Genomic DNA, 18,827 nt, shown 5'->3' on the forward strand with positions numbered 1-18,827 from the left:
GGCGGGCAGGGCAACCTTGCGTTCAGCGCTGAACAGGCCTTCGGCGCTGAGCTTTTCTTTCAGTGCCTCAAAGGCCAACCGCAGCGCGCCGTCACCCGCGGGTTCAACGGTATCGAGGATCAGTTGGTAATCGCCCCGGCCTTCGAATAACGACACCTTGCCGCGCACCTTGACCGCCAGGCCGTCTTTTAATGCTTGGCGCACGCGGGCAGCATTGTTGCGAAACAGCGCGCAGCGCACCTGAGCGCCGCTGTCTTTGAGTGTGAAATACACGTGGCCGGACGCCGGGCGGGCGAGGTTGGAGATTTCGCCTTCGACCCAGATGTTGCTGAACACGTCTTCGAGCAACACCCGGGCTCGGCCGTTGAGCTGGCTGACGGTCAGGACTTCGCGGTCGAGATTGAGTCTTGCAAAGGGGTCTTTAATCATGTCGGCCATCATAAGGGCGGATTGTTATGACTGCACGTATCTGGTTACAGTCCGCGCACTAAAAACAAGGAAGTTGCCCCATGGATCTGCCTTATACCGGGAGCGAGTGGCTGTTGCTGGAGCTGGCCATTGCACTGGCGTACATCGTGTTTGGCGTAGCCGGGTTCGGCACGGCGCTGGTGGCGGGACCGCTGTTGATCCTGTGCCTTCCCCTGTCGAAAATAATCCCGCTACTGGTGTTGCTTGATTGTGTAGCGGCATTTGGCAATTGGTTGCCTGCGCGTCGCGACGTGGCGCGTCTCGAACTTTTACGTTTACTCCCTTGTATGGCGTTGGGTTGTGTTGTCGGGGTGGTGTTTCTGCTGAACCTCAAGTCAGATTTATTACTGCTGCTGATGGGAATATTCATCAGCGCGTATGCGGTTTATAGCTTGGCCGTGAAGGTACGGCCGAAGCACGTGCCTGCCGGTTGGGCGATTCCGACCGGCACCGTGGGCGGATTATTTGGTGCATTGTTTGGCAGCGGTGGCTTTTTGTATGCGCTGTACCTCAATGCACGTTTGCCCATAGAGGCGGCGCGGGCCACGCAAAGTGCGTTGATCAGTTGCAGCACGGTGGTGCGCCTGAGCTTGTTTGTGATTGCCGGGGTGTACGCCGATGGCGCTCTGCTGCTATTGGCCGTGTGTCTGTTACCGGCAATGGCGCTTGGGCTATGGGCAGGGCGACGACTGACGCGCAAATTGTCCCGCGAGGCCTTTGTGCGACTGGTGACATGGCTGGTGCTGGCCAGCGGCATCGCGCTGATCGTCCGCTACTTGAGCGCTTGACCTCAGGGGATCAGGCTTTAAGCTGCGCCCCCTGAGACCCAGCAGCCTGCGCCAGTGTTTACACTTTTGGCTTTGTTTTCTTTTTTATACGTGTCGTTTGTCATGAATTCGCAAAGCATCATCGTCCCCAAAATATCCACCTTGCCGGTTCATGAGCCGCGCGCCCGCGCGATCGTGCGCTGGTTGGTGCGCAAGAACATCATTGAGGAAGCCCTGACCACGTGCGGCCGCACCGGCAACGGCATGGCCCATGCGATCGCGCCGGGGGCTGCCGACGTCGTGCTTCATCCCGAGGCGCTGCCGTTCGCGGAACCGGTCAATGGCCTGGAAATCATTACCAAGCGCTGCATCTATACCCCGGCCAAGGGGTTTCTTGAAGAGGCCGGATGCGCCGAGTGCCGCAAGGAAGTCGGTGAGGCGTTGTTCGAAAGCCTTGAAGACTGGATGCCGGGGCGTACAGACAACTTCACGTGCCCGTTATGTGGCCATGAAGATGACATCAATGGCTTCCTGTTCTTGCAGCCGTGCGCGTTCTCCAATCTGGGGTTCATCTTTAATAATTGGGCCGAAGCGGGTTTCAAGCAGAGCTTCCTGGATGAATTTGCTGACTGGCTGGATCAGCCGGTGGCGTGGGTGAAGGTGGAGCTTTAACGCTTGTGCCGGTGCCAGGGCGTTTTTCTGCCTTGGGAGTCAGCAAATCATTGACCCTTAGCGCAAAACTCTCTAAAGGTTTCCGTTGAGCCGCACAGGTGTTTTAAGTACAATGGCGCGCTTCCATTTTCCCGCTCGGGAGCCCCAGCGATGCTGCGTATCAGCCAAGAAGCACTCACCTTCGATGACATCCTTCTCGTCCCCGGTTATTCCGAGGTTCTCCCGAACGAAGTCAGCCTCAAGACTCGTTTGACCCGTGGCATTGAACTGAATATTCCGCTGGTTTCCGCCGCAATGGACACCGTAACTGAAGCCCGTCTGGCAATCGCCATGGCTCAGGAAGGCGGTATCGGTATCATCCACAAGAACATGACCATCGAGCAGCAAGCTCACGAAGTCCGCAAGGTCAAGCGCTTCGAAGCCGGTGTGGTTAAAGAGCCCATCACGATCGAGGCGGATGCAACCGTCCGTGAATTGCTCGAACTGACCCGTCAGCACAACATCTCCGGCGTTCCGGTCCTGCAAAATGGCGACCTGGTCGGTATCGTGACCTCCCGTGACGTGCGCTTTGAAAACCGTCTGGAAGCCTCCGTACGCGATGTGATGACGCCTAAAGAGCGTCTGGTCACCGTCAAGGAAGGTGCCGACAAAGAAGAAGCCCGCGAGCTGTTGCACAAGCACCGCATCGAGCGCGTCCTGATCGTTGACGACAAATTTGCCCTCAAAGGCATGATGACCGTTAACGACATCGAAAAAGCCAAGGCTTACCCGTTGGCCAGCAAGGACGATCAAGGTCGTCTGCGTGTGGGCGCTGCGGTCGGCACCGGCAAAGACACCGCCGATCGCGTTGCAGCGCTGGTTGCTGCCGGCGTAGACGTTGTCGTTGTTGATACCGCGCACGGTCACTCCAAAGGTGTGATCGACCGCGTACGTTGGGTCAAGCAGAACTTCCCTGAGGTTCAGGTGATTGGCGGCAACATCGCCACCGGCGCTGCGGCGCTGGCGCTGGCCGAAGCGGGCGCTGACGCGGTCAAGGTCGGTATCGGCCCAGGCTCGATCTGCACCACCCGTATCGTGGCCGGTGTTGGCGTTCCGCAAATCAGCGCGATTGCCAATGTGGCTGCTGCCCTTGAAGGCACTGGCGTTCCCCTGATCGCCGATGGCGGCATCCGTTTCTCGGGTGACCTGTCCAAGGCCATCGTGGCCGGTGCGTCCTGCGTGATGATGGGTTCGATGTTTGCCGGTACTGAAGAAGCACCGGGCGAGATCGAGCTGTTCCAGGGTCGCTCGTACAAGGCCTATCGCGGCATGGGTTCGCTGGGTGCGATGTCGCAGTCTCAGGGTTCGTCTGACCGTTACTTCCAGGACTCTTCTGCGGGTGCCGAGAAGCTGGTGCCGGAAGGCATCGAAGGTCGCGTACCGTACAAAGGCTCGCTGACAGCGATCATTCACCAACTGATGGGCGGTCTGCGTTCTTCGATGGGTTACACCGGCAGCGCCGACATCGAGCAAATGCGTACCAAGCCAGAGTTCGTGCGTATCACAGGTGCCGGCATGGCTGAATCTCACGTCCATGACGTGCAGATCACCAAGGAAGCGCCAAACTATCGCGTAGGTTGATAGTTATCGCACCCAGGCCAGTGCCGGGTGCGATGCGAATTAAGTAACCGGGGCTGTTTGATTCAGCCCCGTGTCGTTTCTGAAATTAATCGAGATTTTGTCATGGCCCTCGACATTCACGCTCACCGCATCCTGATCCTGGACTTCGGTTCCCAGTACACCCAGCTGATTGCCCGCCGCGTGCGCGAGATCGGTGTTTACTGCGAACTGCACCCGTTCGACATGGACGACGCCGCGATCCGCGAGTTCGCCCCAAAAGGCATCATCCTGGCAGGCGGCCCGGAGTCGGTTCACGAAGCCAACAGCCCGCGCGCACCGCAGGCCGTGTTCGATCTGGGCGTACCGGTATTCGGCATCTGCTACGGCATGCAGACCATGGCCGAGCAACTGGGCGGCAAGGTTGAAGGTTCCGAGCTGCGTGAGTTCGGTTATGCCCGTGTAGACGTAGTCGGTAAAAGCCGCCTGCTCGACGGCATTGAAGACCACATCGACTCCGACGGCCTGTTCGGCCTGGACGTATGGATGAGCCACGGTGACAAAGTCACCAAAATGCCTTCTGACTTCCACATTCTGGCCAGCACCCCGAGCTGCCCGATTGCCGGTATGTTCAACGACGAACGCGGCTACTACGGCGTTCAGTTCCACCCGGAAGTGACCCACACCAAGCAGGGCGGCCGCATCCTGTCGCGCTTCATCCTCGACATCTGCGGCTGTGAAGCCCTGTGGACGCCATCGAAGATCGCTGAAGACGCCATCGCCAACATCCGTTCCCAGGTAGGCTCCGACAACGTGTTGCTCGGTCTGTCGGGCGGTGTGGACTCCTCGGTCGTGGCGGCCTTGCTGCATAAGGCCATTGGCGACCAACTGACCTGTGTGTTCGTCGACAACGGCCTGCTGCGCCTGCACGAAGGCGAGCAAGTGATGGCCATGTTCGCAGAGAACATGGGCGTCAAAGTGATTCGCGCCAACGCTGAAGACCAGTTCCTCAACAACCTGGCTGGCGAATCCGATCCTGAGAAAAAGCGCAAGATTATCGGCCGTACCTTTATCGACGTGTTCGATGCCGAATCCTGCAAGCTGGACAACATCAAGTACCTGGCCCAAGGCACCATCTACCCGGACGTGATCGAGTCGGCTGGCGCCAAAAGCGGCAAGGCACACGTCATCAAGTCGCACCACAACGTGGGCGGCCTGCCGGAAGAAATGAACCTCAAGCTGGTTGAACCTCTGCGCGAGCTGTTCAAGGACGAAGTGCGTCGTCTGGGGCTGGAACTGGGCCTGCCGTACGACATGGTCTACCGTCACCCGTTCCCGGGCCCGGGCCTGGGTGTGCGCATCCTGGGTGAAGTGAAGAAGGAATACGCCGACATCCTGCGTCGTGCTGACCACATCTTCATCGAAGAACTGCGCAAGGCGGACTGGTATCACAAAGTCAGCCAGGCATTCGTGGTGTTCCAGCCAGTGAAGTCGGTAGGTGTTGTGGGCGACGGCCGTCGTTACGCCTGGGTTGTGGCCCTGCGTGCGGTAGAAACCATCGACTTCATGACCGCGCGTTGGGCGCACCTGCCTTACGAACTGCTGGAAACCGTAAGCGGTCGCATCATCAACGAAATCGAAGGCATCTCCCGCGTCACCTACGACGTGTCGAGCAAGCCGCCGGCAACGATTGAGTGGGAATGATTGGACGTCCGGCATTGACCGGCACCAAGCAGCAATAAACACCCTGAAGCCCGCGTAATTGCGGGCTTTTGGCTTTTTGGGTCTGGCAAATTCTGGCAGCTTTGTGCATCGCCAAGCACCGTGTTTATGTGGCATGGTACGGGGCATTGACTGAGCCAAATGCCATGCTTGGTGCTCGATACCATGTCGCCTTCGTAGGAGAGGGCATGGTATCAAATCTCATCATCAGCCCGGTTTCATTGGGTTTTATCGTGGTGCATGAGTGCTTTCTGAGCATGGTATTTTTTCCATGGAATCCATGACTGCCATGCTGACCGATACCAAGCTGCGTAACCTCAAGCCGAAAGAAAAGCTCTACAAAGTGAACGACCGAGATGGACTCTACGTCGCTGTCACTGCTGCGGGATCAATCTCATTTCGCTACAACTACTCCATCAACGGCCGTCAGGAGACCATTACGTTCGGCCGCTATGGCGTGGGTGGCATCACACTTGCGGAAGCTCGAGAGCGTTTGGGTGAGGCCAAAAAGATGGTTTCGGCTGGTAAATCACCGGCCAAGGAGAAGGCCCGTGATAAGGCTCGTACCAAAGGAGCAGAGACGTTTGATGCATGGGCCGAGAAATGGCTACGCGGGTATCAAATGGCCGACTCGACGCGTGACATGCGCCGATCAGTCTACGAGCGCGAGCTCAAACCGCACTTTGGCAATCAGAAACTGGTCGAAATCAACCATGAGGACCTACGAACGCTAACTGATGTAATCGTGGAACGAGGTGCACCAGCAACGGCGGTGCACTCCCGTGAGATCGTGATGCAGGTTTTCCGTTGGGCAATCGAGCGTGGTCAGAAGGTTGAGAATCCCGCCGATCTAGTACGTTCTGCGAGCATCGCAAAATTTGAGCCACGTGACCGCACTTTGACACCTGATGAAATCGCTTTGATGTACCAATACATGGACCGTATTGGCACCGCGTCATCTGTGAGAGCTGCGGCGAAGTTGCTGCTGTTAACAATGGTACGCAAAAGTGAGCTGACAAATGCAACCTGGAATGAGATCAACTTCACCGAAGCTCTTTGGACCATTCCAAAGGAACGGATGAAACGGCGCAATTCCCATTTGGTGTTCTTATCCAGACAAGCATTGGATTTCTTCATCGCATTGAAGACTTTCGCCGGTGGTTCAGATTACGTCCTTCCCTCCCGATACGATTCTGATTTACCAATGAGTACCGCAACGATTAATCAGGTGCTTACGCTTACTTATCGACTTGCGCAGAAAGAAGGAAAGCCACTGACTAAGTTTGGGCCACACGACCTGAGACGGACAGCAAGCACGCTGCTGCATGAAGCCGGCTACAACTCAGACTGGATTGAGAAGTGTCTTGCGCACGAGCAGAAGGGCGTGCGGGCCGTCTACAACAAGGCTGAGTATCGTGACCAACGCCGGGATATGCAGCAGGATTGGGCCGATATGATCGATGGCTGGACCCTGAAAAAAGCAGCCCTAAACGACTGACTTTACCACCATGTGATGTTCTGAGTTTCGCGCCATTAGCTTGAAGTACAGTCAATCGCCCACCTTCGGTGGGCTTTTTTTTGCCCGTAAAACCCCTAGTTAATGGACACGTTATTTGTCGAAATACTAACAGGCAAAAAGCCTATAAAAACAAAACATTACCCGTGGATTTCTGTCCGAAAACTCAACGTTTTATGGGCAGTAACTTACTGATTTATATATATAAAATTAAATATTCATGCTGGAATGCACCAGCATTGTAGGGCAATAATCGAGCCTCGCTATAGAGCAGTCGAGGTATTTGGTGTGACAAAGGAATCGGAAAAAAGGAACAAAGTCCTCATCAGCAAAAAGCAATTGCTGGCGATCATCCCGTTGTGCGAGCGCACGATCTACAACTTCGAGAGAGATGGGAAATTTCCGCGTCGGATCGCGATTAGCAGCCGTAAGGTTGTATGGGATTTGTCCGAGGTTGAGGCGTGGATTGATACTTGTAGGGAGTCTGGCTCAGCCACTCGCCCGGGGATCGGGGTATGAGCTATGGCAATTGATCTACTTGTAGCGTTCGAAAATGAACCTCCAGCACTGGACTTCATATGGCCTGGATTTTTAGCAGGGACAGTTGGAGCACTAGTAGCTCCCGGGGCAACAGGGAAGAGTTTTTGGGCGCTGGAAGCTGCAATGTCCGTTGCATGCGGTGCAGCCGTCGACGGCAAGGCTGCTGGAGGCGATTTAGTCGGGCTCGCCCCTGAAAGGCGAGGTCGAGTTATCTATTTTGCCGGAGAGGACCCAGAGATCGCATTGGTGGGCCGAATTCACTCTATAGGCAAGCATTTAGATCCGCAGGCTCGTCAAGCCATCGCGGATAACTTGACGGTTGAACCGATCATGGGCAAGCGTCTGAATGTGATGGATAAGGAGCACCTTGCCCGTGTCATCAAGTTTTGCGGAAATGCTCGGCTGATTGTGCTGGATACCTTGAGTCGAATTCATTGTCTTGATGAAAATAGCAATGGCGATATGGCGCAGCTTGTCGCCACTCTGGAGCACATAGCAGCTAACACCGGAGCTTCTGTCTTATACCTGCACCACGTTAGCAAAGGCAGTGCCCGAGAGGGCCAAACAGACCAGCAGCAGGCGGCGCGTGGCGCGTCGGCTCTGATCGACAATGCCCGGTGGTGCGGATTCGTCGCGAAGATGACCGAGGACGAGGCCAAGTGTCTAAGTGATCGCTCCTTTGATAGACAGCCTATCTACAATGACAGGCGACGCTTATTTGTGCGTTTCGGCGTATCTAAACAAAACTATTCAGTAACGCCGGTTGACCATTGGTACTTACAGCACGACGGCGGAGTGCTATTGCCGGTAGAACTTATGGAGGCTAAGAAGGAGGGCGTCTTGCGCACAGTAAAAGGTCGCGACGATGAGCGGTGGTAATGCTGTAACCCCAACCAGTACTACGGCGCAGGCACGGGTAATGCTTTATCAGCCTAGCCAGCGCCCGCGCTGGAGCCAAGGCGGCTGGATGGATACATCTTTCGGTCGCTGCCGTGTGACCGGTAGGCTAGGTCAGCGGCACGCTGATATTGTTGAGGCACTTCTGTATCGAGCGGAGCGTCGACGTGATGTCTCAGACGGAGGCATTGAGCTTTTGGTTGACCCTGCCCGCGTGCGGAAAACGCTGTCCGACAGCGGCTATAGCTTCACTCAGATGAGAAAGCTTTTGGCTGAGCTGCGAGCTGCGACAATCACAATCGAAACGCCGCAATTCGATTTCCCAATCATAGGTGGATTGATTGATCACGTAATCCCTTCAGAGCTGAAGCGTCCCGATCCGCTTACAGGAGGTGAGCGGAGTCTATGGCGTGTGCGGCTTGGAGTTGCGCTGGTTATGCTGCTTGAACATGACTTGAGTTTGTATTACGACCCTACCCCCATTGCCCGTCTATATCATGGCATCAGTCAGGCCATCGCACGGCACGTTTTGAGCCATAAAATAGAACCAACAGGTGGTTGGTATCTGGACACACTAATCGTTGCCGTGGCCGGGAATCTGCCCAGTAAAGCCATGCGTGATGCACGATTCAGGCTGAAAAAGGACTCGGCTGGATTATGGGCTATTGGACTAGTTCTTGACGGCATCCGCATAAGGAAAAGACGTACCAGCGACTGTTAGGCGTCGCACAGACGCCCGATAGCGTCGTACACCCGCCTGATGGCGTCGCATACCCGCCCGAAACGTCGCATACCCGCCCGGAAGTAGCAGGATACTCAGGATAGTCAGTACCTGCGCGGCGCAGCCCGCGCTTGAGGCGCGGTCAGGCCTTGCCGGTCGGTTTATGGCCTCATTGCCAGTAAAGAGTCTGTCCGTCGAATACACACCATCAGCGCACCTGACAGACCGTGATGCCAGAGCGTTTAGTTTTACACCAAAAGGAAAGGCAGAGCATCATCGACCGTGTGAGACAGGCAAAATAGCCTTAATTCCAGCCACGTTAAGTGGAGGACGCGCAAGTATGGGCTGTGTAGCTTGTCGTCCACTGAGTAATCTTACAGAGTACAAGTGTGTGTAATAGACGCAGCCGCCTGCCCCTCCTTTTGGTGTCAAAAAAAACCTCACATACCCAAGCCTTGTCTGCGCGAGGCTTGGGTATGGCAACTAGATAAGTTAACTACTTTCTCCTTTTGAACATGACATTGGCCATAGGCAGGAGAAGCGAGTTAATCCGCCACTGCACCGCATAGTAATGTTTCCCAACAGCTTCAAGTTTTGCGCCATGGCCACGTAATTGCAGCCAGCGGCCAAGGAAGTGCATCCCAAAAGCGTAAGAAGTAGCAGCCACACAAAAAAGGATAAATTCGATCATTAGGAAAACTCCGGTTTTTCAGTGTTGTATTAGGATGGCGTAGGTGCTGCCGCTGGCTCTTGAGTCGGGCGGATGATGTTAGGCGTCTCACTTACTTCAATACTGTTAACGCTGCTGCGTTCGTTAGCGAAACCGCTATCGACCTGGGGTTGATTGCTCCCGAATTCACCACCCATAGTCGCGGCATGTTCCATTCCAGGTACGGATATAGCCGCCAGAATGCCAGCGCCACGGGTCAGCGCATTGGCCACCTGATGCCCACTGATGCCGCTACCCTCCTGCTGAGAGGTATGCGGCGAGCTGCTGCCGCCCTGAACGCCTTGTGGGGTCGCCTGCGGTTGCCCCTCACCTGCGCTGCCTTTGGTATTGTTATGTCTTTGAGCCGAGTTACTGGACTGTTTCACCCATTCGCTTGGTTGTGGTCCTGAGCCGCTAACGTTAGGGACGCCGGAGTTACTACCGCCAGCTTTGGCACCAGCCGATTTGGCGGCAGAGCTGCCACCAGTACTGGAGCCGAGGCTAGCGCCAAATGGCTCAGTGCGGGCTGAGCCAGAACCACCAGCTCCGGTGGCACTACCACCGGTAAAGCTAGAGTTGATCGAGTTGGCTAACCCACCAACTGCTTCACCTGTCTTGCTACCGGTAGCGCCAAGTCCTCCCGCCACTGCCGCACCTGCTGTTGCAATTGACGCTGTAGCTGTTACTGCGGCTGCTATTGCTGTAGTAGCCATGCTACCAATCCCGGTGCCACCACCCATAGACGAGCCGTTAATCATGCCCGCTATCAATTCGGGGATGGTTTTTGTCAGATAGGCACAGACCAACGACAACCCAATCAAGGTCATAAGAGACGCCTCATCATTGATATATGCAGCTCGCCATTGCTCTGCGACTGTCAGAACAAGACCAACTATGAGTGTCACCATAAATAACTTGGCACCCACAGAAACGGTATAGCGAACAATGGCTAAGGTGTACTCCCGCGTCCATTGTGATGCGCCAAAGCCCATAAACAAAACAGCGGCATTTATAACAACGTAAGCTTCGATCAAGGTCACAAAGACAAACGCTGCAATGAACGAAAAGCAGAGAAGAACAAGGAGGCCAGCTAAGGCAACAACAAAATTTAGTGACCCATTAAAAAAACTTATTCCGCTTAGGATTGCCCGCGAAAAATCAACCGCCATAGCAAACATATCACCCGGCATTAGCTCAGGGGTTGGTAAGTTTGCTGCGTGCGCGCCTGCTTGCCTGAAGCTGCTAATTATGTATCCGGTCCACTCTGTTGAGTGGTCAAGAAGGATGTTGAAAAATCCGATTATCATAATAAATCGGATCAATTCCCCGATTAGCTCTCCGAAATCCGCCTGTTTGAAGATCAGTGGGACAAATGTCCATATAAATTGGATAAGAGCCAAACTCCAAAATACAGTAACGGCATTGCCATGAAGGCGAGGCCCCCAACTGTTAGATGCCTGCTGTATTAATTGTAGAAGTCCAGTCATTGATGTGTTGCTTTGTGCCAAGTCAAGTTCAGCAGCGATTGCACTGCCGAAGGGAAGTAGTGCTACTAAAATTATTGCGTAAATCGCTAATTTTCTCATAATTAAAATCCCTGAGACTGGCCGCGAATATTTGGGCGTTCTTGGAATTTATTTACGGTTTTCTCAGAGGCTTCTGAGCAACCATTTACGTTTGAAATCACGTTATTTAAAATTGCGCCACTAACTCCAGATGCAGCGAGTAGAGCAGTCAGAAACCATTTTGAAATTGTCATGATCAAAACCCTCGAGATGGACCGCGAGTATTGGGGCGGGCTTGAAACTGCTCGGCAGCTGCATCACTGGTTGCTTGACGGTCCGTTTCAAGAGCCAGGTAATTAGCTTGTGCGGTGATTTGAGTCGCCACTAAGTCACGCAGTTTTTGGAGTTGCTGCACATTGGAGACGGCAATTTCGTTTCCGGCTTGAATTGCTTGCATTCGACCTGCCGACGACTGAGAACGATTCACTAGTTGTTTTAGGTGTGCGTCTTCATCGGCAAAGGTACTGATGTTCATGCCTGCCGACTTCATTGCAGTTTTGACACTATCAAACCCTTTGCTTGCCCATATTTTGAACTGTTCCGATGTGCTGCTAGAAGCTGTGCCGCTCGACTGGTAGAAGTTGTTTAAGTGTTTTTCATAATCAGGATACTGCGCGTTAAACTGAGTTTCGATACTCTCTACGTTTCGGCCTAGAGACTGCGCTTGGTTATAGATGTTGGCCACTCGCTCCATATCATTGTTAATGCTGATAAACATACTGTTAGGCAACGAAAGTCCTTGTGTGATCATGTTGTTGTATTGTTGGATTTGCGTTGAGAGTTGTTCGGCTGTGTGCAGCGTTGTGTTGACTGCTTCTGCGTACTCAAACATTTGTTGATAAAATGTCGAGCAGTTGGAGCAATAAATGGCGTAGGCGGGTGTGTTTGTAGAAATGTACAGGCAGCTACCGAGTATCGAAGCGATAAAGGTATTAATTAATGGTTTTTTGTGTGCGATTAATGAGCTAAGGGTTGGCTTGATTTTTAGTTGTTTATTTTTCATTGGTGATCTTCACTTTGTTGTTTGGTTGTCTTTCATTATCGTCGTTTATTTTGATAAGGAAAGAGTGTGTCAGTTGATGGACATTTGATGGACAAAAAATATGGAGCCCAGAATGAATTCTGTAGGCTGGTCGCTATTTTTAATGCTGAATTTATTTGGTGGTTATACCTACGTCAGATTCATCGAAAAAGCTACGCTAAGTAATTGCGTGCGGATATCATTTGGTGTTTTTGGTGTGGTTTTGTATTTCACTCGCAGGAGTACGCGCAGCGGACCACTGGAGTAATAATCACAAGACGCGCTGTGCATTTGAGTAGGAAGTGGGGTTGTTATGTTTTATATGTCGAGTTAGATATTTTGTAAATTGTGTATAGCCAGATTTTAGGCGGACCGAGAAAGCCTCATGAATCCATATCAAGGAATAGCCTTAATTAACCTTGCTTTTTATTTTGTTCGCGATGGCTATGAATGATGCGCGGCCGTCCCCACGTCTAGCCTGTGTGTCTATTCCGAGTGTTTTGTTTTGGGTGCTCACATGTCAGTCCTGTGTTTTTAATTCCTATGGCTAGTATAGGTATGCAAGAAGAAATAATGGAGGTTGGCGCAACTTAATTAGGTGGGGAGCTGTCTCAAGGCAACTTAAGGCAACTTAAGGCAACTTAAGGCAACTTAAGGCAACTTAAGGCAACTTAAGGCAACTTAAGGCAACTTAAGTAAAATTAACGCAACTCGGCGCGATTGGTTTGTAAGTTGGATAGAGTTGCCTAATAACCGAAGGCAAGATGTGTGTTGTACGGGTACGGGCAAGCCCGCCCCCGTTCAACCCCTCCTCTTATTCGCCTTCGGCTCAACGGATCTCGCTCGCGAGGCAGGCAGCCGCTGCCGCGTCTAAGAGCAAAAGTGCAGTGGTAAAAACAGGGGGCAATCATGACAGGCGACACCAAAGAAAAGGCCCCGGCTCGTCGACGCAGCAAGCCAATCGAGGTTTGGGTTTCTGACGAGGAGAAGTCGGCGATCACAGAGAAAGCTAACGAAGCTGGTTTGTCTCGGTCCGGTTATCTTCGCGCCCTTGGCTTGAGCACGCCAATCCGTTCGGTCGTTGATCTGAAGGCGGTGGCCGATCTCGCTAAAGTCAACGGCGACTTGGGTCGGGTCGCGGGCTTGCTGAAACTATGGCTTGTGGAAAAAAACGGCCACGGCGCAAGGCCAATCGAGATTGAGCGGATGATGATCGAGTTTCGTGAATTGCAGGCAGGAGTCCGAGAGAAAATGAGTGCTATCGTCTTTGCTCGAAGATAGCGATAGCCCATATGTGCTGCTTTTCTTTCTCTGGACTGTGCAATCCAATCGAGTAGTAGGACTGATGGGAGTAGCGGGGCTTTAAGCTGGATCTTTGTGGTGATAATCCCGCGCTGAGGCAGCATTCAATTGCTAGAATGCCGCATTTCTCTTCTGTTAGCCGCCTTGAAAGGAAATGCACATGTCGGTTCTTGCTACGCTTTTGGAATCGTACCGTACCGCCTCAGTTACCGAACGCGAAAAAGGCACCTACTTCGAAGAGCTAATATGCGCCTACCTGCGCAATGAGGCTACCTATCGCGATCTGTACGACAAGGTGTGGATGTACGGCGACTGGGCTAAGGAGCATGGGCAGGACGGTCGCGACACCGGCATCGACTTGGTGGCGCGTACCCAAGGTACCGGCGAATACCACGCCATCCAGTGCAAGCTGTACGCTGAGGGTTATCGCGTCCAGAAGAAGGATATCGATAGCTTCTTCACCGCCTCGGGAAAAGCACCGTTCTCGCATCGTATCATCGTCACCACGACCAATAACTGGAGCGGACACGCCGAGGACGCATTGCAGGGTCAGCACCAGTCAATCAACAAGATCGACTTGCAAGCCTTGGAAGACAGCCAAATTGACTGGGCCAAATACCAACCCAACCAGCCTGTTGCCCTGAAGGCGCGTAAACAACTGCGGGATCATCAACAGACCGCACTGAATGCAACCGCTGCCGGCCTCAAAGATGCCGAACGTGGCAAGCTGATCATGGCCTGCGGCACTGGCAAAACCTTTACTAGCCTCAAGATTGCTGAAAAGCTAGCTGGCAAGGGCAAGCGTGTACTGTTCCTAGTGCCGAGTCTGTCATTGCTGTCGCAGACGCTAACCGAGTGGACGCAGGAAAGCGAAACGCCGCTCCACAGCTTTGCCGTGTGCTCCGACAGCGACGTGGGCAAGAAGCGTAAGGCCGATGAAGACACCGTACAGGTGTTCACCCATGAGCTGCGTTACCCGGCCACCACCAAGGCGGATCGCCTCGCGGCAGAAATGCTCAAGCGCCATGACGGCGAGCATATGAGCGTGGTGTTCTCGACTTATCACTCCATCGATGTGATCAGCCGCGCCCAGCACGAATATGACCTAGCAGCGTTTGACCTAGTGGTCTGCGACGAAGCGCACCGTACAACCGGCGCCACCTTCGGCGAGGATGATGAAAGCACTTTCGTACGTATCCATGATGCCGACTACATCCGCGCAGCCAAGCGCCTGTACATGACTGCCACGCCCCGTATTTATGGCGACAACGCCAAGATCAAAGCCGAGTCAGGCGAAGTCACCCTCTGCTCGATGGACGATGAAGCGCTGTACGGCAAAGAGCTGTTTGTCATCAACTTCTCCGAGGCTGTTCAGCGTGGCTTGCTCACCGACTACAAGGTGCTGGTGCTCACTGTTGAAGAAAGCGCCATCAGCCGCCGCCTTCAAGACTTGCTGAAAGACGAAGACAACCAGCTCAAGGTGGATGATGCCGCCAAAATCGTCGGCTGCTGGAAAGCGCTGGCCAAGCAAGGGCTAGCAGAAAACCTAGTAGGCGATGATCAGCCCATGAAGCGTGCCGTGGCCTTCTGCCAAGTCATCGCACCCAACTATAAGGGCACCAAGCACAAGGTCAGCTCTATCAATATCGCCAGTATGTTTAAGTCGGTGGTGGAGGCTTACCAGGAGTCGGAAGAAATAGATGAGGCTTCACGCATCATTTGCGAAGCCGAGCACGTCGATGGAGGCATGAATGCCAGCCAGAAAGAAGCCAAACTCGACTGGCTTAAGGAAGAGGCTCCGGTCAACACCTGTCGCATCCTCAGTAATGTGCGCTGCTTGTCTGAGGGTGTAGACGTACCTGCCTTGGATGCAGTGCTATTCCTTACCCCGCGTAACTCCCAGGTGGACGTTGTGCAGTCAGTAGGCCGGGTGATGCGCAACGCCCCAGGCAAGAAACGCGGCTATGTCGTGCTACCCGTGGTCATTCCGGCTGGTATGGAACCCCACGAAGCACTTAACGACAACCAGACATACAAGGTCGTTTGGCAGGTGCTCCAGGCGCTGCGCTCCCATGATGACAGCTTCGACGCGATGGTTAATAAGCTTGATCTGATCGGATCAGACCCACGCAAGATGGAAGTTATCGCCATCACTGACAAGGTCGATAAGAAGTCGAAGAAAGGCAGTGGCACGAGCAACGGCAAGGCCGGCAAAGGTGGATTCGGCATCGGTAGCAAAAAACACGATGCCGAAGGCCAGATGACCCAACAGGCTGATTTGACCTACGAAGTGGGTGAGATCGAAAAAGCTATCTACGCCAAGATCGTTGAGAAATGTGGTAACCGCCACCACTGGGAAGACTGGGCCAACGACATCGCCAAGATCGCCCGCACCCATATCGACCGTATCCAAGGCATCTTGGCGAACCCATGCAACACTCAGGAAAATGCGGCATTCAATGCCTTCGCCACCGAGCTGCGTGACGACCTCAACGACAGCATCAGCGATGGCGAGATTGTCGAAATGCTCGCCCAGCACTTGGTAACCAAGCCGGTGTTTGATGCGCTGTTTGATGAATACAGTTTTGCCAGCCACAACCCAATGTCCAAGGCCATGCAAGGCGTGCTGGACGCGCTCCACGAGCATCAACTAGCCAAGGAAACTGACACTCTAGAGAAGTTCTACGCCAGCGTGCGTCAACGCGCTGCGGGCATCGACAACGCACACGGCAAACAAAAAATTATTGTCGAGCTATACGACAAGTTCTTCCGCAACGCCTTCCCCAAGATGACCGAGCGCTTGGGTATCGTTTACACCCCGGTCGAGGTGGTGGACTTCATCCTCCACAGCGTCAACCACCTTCTGAAACAGGAGTTCGGCCAGACCCTCGGCAGTAAAGGCGTCCACATCATCGACCCGTTCACTGGCACAGGCACCTTCATTACCCGCCTGATCCAGTCGGGCCTGATCAAACCGAATGAGTTGCCGCACAAATACAGACACGAGATCCACGCCAACGAGCTGGTTCTGTTGGCTTACTACATCGCCGCCATCAACATCGAAGCGGCCTACCATGGCGAAATGAACGAAGAATACACCCCGTTTGAAGGTATCTGCCTGACCGACACCTTCCAGATGTATGAGAAGGACGACCTGGTAGACGCCCTGCTGGAGGACAACAGTGCCCGTCGCAAGCGGCAGAAAGCGTTGGATATTCGGGTGATTGTGGGCAATCCGCCCTATTCTGCGGGACAGAAAAGCGAGAATGATGACGCCGCCAATATAAGCTACCCATCATTAGATAAGCGTATAGAAGAAACATACGTTAATAGATCTTCAAATAAAATGGGCAAGAGTAAGGCTTATGATTCATATATTCGTGCTATTCGCTGGGCCTCAGACCGCATCGGTAATGCAGGGATAATTGGGTTTGTCACAAATGCTGGATTTCTGGACTCCAATTCTGCTGACGGACTACGCCTTTGCTTGGCGGAAGAGTTCTCCAGCCTTTATGTGTTTCACCTGCGCGGAAACCAGCGTACCAGCGGCGAAACCTCCCGTAAGGAAGGCGGCAAGATTTTTGGCAGTGGAAGTCGTGCCCCCATTGCCATTTCTCTGTTAGTCAAAAACCCCGAAGCGGAGGCTCACGGGCAGATCAACTTCCACGATATTGGCGACTGTCTTAGCCGCGAAGATAAGCTGGAGAAGATTGTCAGCTATGCCAGTGTTGCCGGTATTCCTGGCTGGCAGCATGTAGTCCCCGACGAGCATGGTGATTGGATCAAGCAAAGAGATACATCATTTAATAACCATATCTCTATAGGGAATAAATCATCGAAAAGCGAATCTGTAATTTTCACTACATATTCTATCGGTGTTCTTAGTAATAGAGACTCTTGGATATATAATTCTTCCAAAAAAACTCTTGAGCAAGTTGTAAGAGGTACGGTGGCTGCCTATAAGGAGGAGTTGTTGAAATATTCCGGCCTGCCGGCAGAAGAGGTTGAGAAAAAAATCAAGCGCAGTGATCCAAGGATTAAATGGTCTTCAGATGTCATAAAAAAGTTGGCAAAAGGACTGGATTATTCTTTCGATCCTAGTGTTCTTAGAGTTTGGCAATATCGCCCGTTTTCAAGGTATTGGCATTATTCAAGCAAGATGTGGAATTGGTCACATCACTTAATGCCCCGTTTTTTTCCTACGCCAGATACTGGAAATATTGTTATATGTGTACATGGCGTTGGAATGAGCAAGCAATTTTCGGCCCTTGCCTCTAATGTACTTCCTGAAAAGCAATTTTTAGCAAATGGCCAATGCTTTCCGATGTATTTGTACGAGTCCGCGGCAGAAAGCGACCAGATTAATTTTGATGGCACGGACGATCTGTTCAGCGAAAAAGCCGTCAAGTCCGGCGCCTGCAAAACGGGCTATACCCGTAAGGATGCCATCACGGACGCTGGCCTGGCTCACTTTCAAGTGGCCTATCCCAGCGAGCAGATAAGCAAGCAAGACCTGTTCTACTACGTCTACGGCGTCCTGCATTCCTCGGACTACCGTGAAAGCTTTGCTGACAACCTGAGTAAGGAGCTGCCGCGCATTCCGGCAGTCAAAAAAGCTGCAGACTTCTGGGCCTTCAGTAAAGCCGGCCGCGACCTGGCCGACCTTCACTTGAACTACGAAACCGTCGAGCTATACCCGCTGACCATCGAATCCAAGGGCGCGCTCACCAACGCTGATTACCGAGTGGAGAATATGAAGTTTGCCAAGAAGGGTGACAAGACCACCGTCATCTACAACCACCGCATCACCCTTAAAGGCATCCCCGAGGGGGCATGGGATTACGTGGTCAATGGTAAGGCCGCACTCGACTGGGTGATGGAGCGCCAAGCAGTGCGCACCGACAAAGCCAGCGGCATCGTCAACGACGCCAACGATTGGGCCATCGAAACCATGGACAACCCCAAGTACCCACTGGAGCTGTTCCAACGTGTCGTGACTGTCAGTCTGAAAACCATGGGGATCGTGAACGGATTACCTGCCCTGGATATCTGATTCTGCGAGCTTGAGATGTTGATGCCGGCTTGGATGCTGGCTCAGCGTCCTATGGATTGCATCGTCGCTAATGGACAGGTGAATTTTGATAGATCGTAGCCACGATGAAGCAATGGAAAATTTGTTCCAGACTGATCCGTAGTACGCAGCTGAATTGCTCACCGAAGTCCGCCTTGATGGTGGTGCCGATGAGTTGGCGGTTCTTGAACGTCAGCTTTGTTCTGTCTTTGCTGTCAAGGAGGCTGAACTAAGCATCCAGTAATTCGGCTTGATTCTAA

At 53.1% G+C, this 18,827-nt stretch carries 15 protein-coding genes; 10 read left to right on the forward strand and 5 right to left on the reverse strand.

The genetic code is table 11. The features are described 5' to 3' along the window. The coding region (locus tag CJF39_RS12655; RefSeq protein WP_170942680.1) for an exodeoxyribonuclease VII large subunit at positions 1–429 on the reverse strand (429 nt) is incomplete at its 3' end. 80 nt (positions 430–509) lie between these two features. Here CJF39_RS12655 and CJF39_RS12660 point away from each other — a divergent pair. The 8 genes from CJF39_RS12660 (at position 510) to CJF39_RS12695 (ending at position 8,899) form a co-directional block, all read left to right on the forward strand. Beyond that, positions 510–1,256: a sulfite exporter TauE/SafE family protein gene (locus CJF39_RS12660; protein ID WP_094993729.1), complete on the forward strand. Its 747-nt coding sequence runs from the start codon at positions 510–512 to the stop codon at positions 1,254–1,256. A gap of 102 nt (positions 1,257–1,358) precedes the next feature. Next, entirely contained in the window at positions 1,359–1,907 is a 549-nt protein-coding gene (locus CJF39_RS12665; protein WP_094993792.1) for a sugar ABC transporter ATPase, read from the forward strand. A 150-nt stretch (positions 1,908–2,057) separates the two neighbouring features. Further along, the gene (guaB, locus tag CJF39_RS12670) at positions 2,058–3,527 is read left to right on the forward strand and encodes an IMP dehydrogenase (RefSeq protein ID WP_094993730.1); all 1,470 of its coding nucleotides are present in this window, start codon (positions 2,058–2,060) and stop codon (positions 3,525–3,527) included. 102 nt (positions 3,528–3,629) lie between these two features. Next, on the forward strand, positions 3,630–5,207 hold the full coding sequence (gene guaA / locus CJF39_RS12675; RefSeq protein ID WP_094993731.1) for a glutamine-hydrolyzing GMP synthase: 1,578 nt from the start codon (positions 3,630–3,632) through the stop codon (positions 5,205–5,207). A gap of 307 nt (positions 5,208–5,514) precedes the next feature. Continuing rightward, the gene (locus CJF39_RS12680; protein ID WP_094993793.1) at positions 5,515–6,723 is read left to right on the forward strand and encodes a tyrosine-type recombinase/integrase; all 1,209 of its coding nucleotides are present in this window, start codon (positions 5,515–5,517) and stop codon (positions 6,721–6,723) included. 306 nt (positions 6,724–7,029) lie between these two features. Further along, positions 7,030–7,260, forward strand: coding sequence for a helix-turn-helix transcriptional regulator (locus CJF39_RS12685; protein WP_170942681.1), 231 nt, complete (start codon positions 7,030–7,032; stop codon positions 7,258–7,260). Positions 7,261–7,263: 3 nt separating this feature from the next. Continuing rightward, positions 7,264–8,160: a helicase RepA family protein gene (locus CJF39_RS12690; protein WP_094993733.1), complete on the forward strand. Its 897-nt coding sequence runs from the start codon at positions 7,264–7,266 to the stop codon at positions 8,158–8,160. Further along, a complete protein-coding gene (locus CJF39_RS12695; protein ID WP_094993734.1) occupies positions 8,147–8,899 on the forward strand; it encodes an ABC transporter ATPase in 753 nt (250 codons plus the stop codon). The genes CJF39_RS12690 and CJF39_RS12695 overlap by 14 nt, the downstream gene beginning before the upstream one ends. Before the next feature lie 496 nt (positions 8,900–9,395). On the opposite strand, the gene CJF39_RS12700 is transcribed toward CJF39_RS12695, so the two are convergent. Genes CJF39_RS12700 through trbJ form a run of 4 tightly spaced genes read right to left on the reverse strand, consistent with a single transcriptional unit; the run spans position 9,396 to position 12,176 of the window. Beyond that, the gene (locus CJF39_RS12700; protein WP_094993735.1) at positions 9,396–9,590 is read right to left on the reverse strand and encodes a hypothetical protein; all 195 of its coding nucleotides are present in this window, start codon (positions 9,588–9,590) and stop codon (positions 9,396–9,398) included. Between the two features lie 29 nt (positions 9,591–9,619). After that, the gene (gene trbL, locus CJF39_RS12705) at positions 9,620–11,194 is read right to left on the reverse strand and encodes a P-type conjugative transfer protein TrbL (RefSeq protein WP_094993736.1); all 1,575 of its coding nucleotides are present in this window, start codon (positions 11,192–11,194) and stop codon (positions 9,620–9,622) included. Positions 11,195–11,196: 2 nt separating this feature from the next. Further along, on the reverse strand, positions 11,197–11,367 hold the full coding sequence (locus tag CJF39_RS23055; protein ID WP_170942682.1) for a hypothetical protein: 171 nt from the start codon (positions 11,365–11,367) through the stop codon (positions 11,197–11,199). A 2-nt stretch (positions 11,368–11,369) separates the two neighbouring features. Then, positions 11,370–12,176 (reverse strand): P-type conjugative transfer protein TrbJ, encoded by an 807-nt coding sequence (trbJ, locus tag CJF39_RS12710; RefSeq protein WP_094993737.1) that lies wholly within the window; start codon positions 12,174–12,176, stop codon positions 11,370–11,372. Positions 12,177–13,103: 927 nt separating this feature from the next. Between trbJ and CJF39_RS12720 the strand changes: the two genes are divergently transcribed. Continuing rightward, on the forward strand, positions 13,104–13,475 hold the full coding sequence (locus tag CJF39_RS12720) for a plasmid mobilization protein (RefSeq protein WP_047282258.1): 372 nt from the start codon (positions 13,104–13,106) through the stop codon (positions 13,473–13,475). 181 nt (positions 13,476–13,656) lie between these two features. Next, positions 13,657–18,549 carry a DEAD/DEAH box helicase gene (locus CJF39_RS12725; RefSeq protein ID WP_047282259.1) on the forward strand — a complete coding sequence of 1,631 codons (4,893 nt, stop codon included), beginning with the start codon at positions 13,657–13,659 and terminating at the stop codon, positions 18,547–18,549. The last annotated feature ends 278 nt before the right edge of the window (positions 18,550–18,827 follow it).

The organism is Pseudomonas lundensis, from assembly GCF_002269125.1.
GTDB lineage: Bacteria > Pseudomonadota > Gammaproteobacteria > Pseudomonadales > Pseudomonadaceae > Aquipseudomonas > Aquipseudomonas lundensis_A.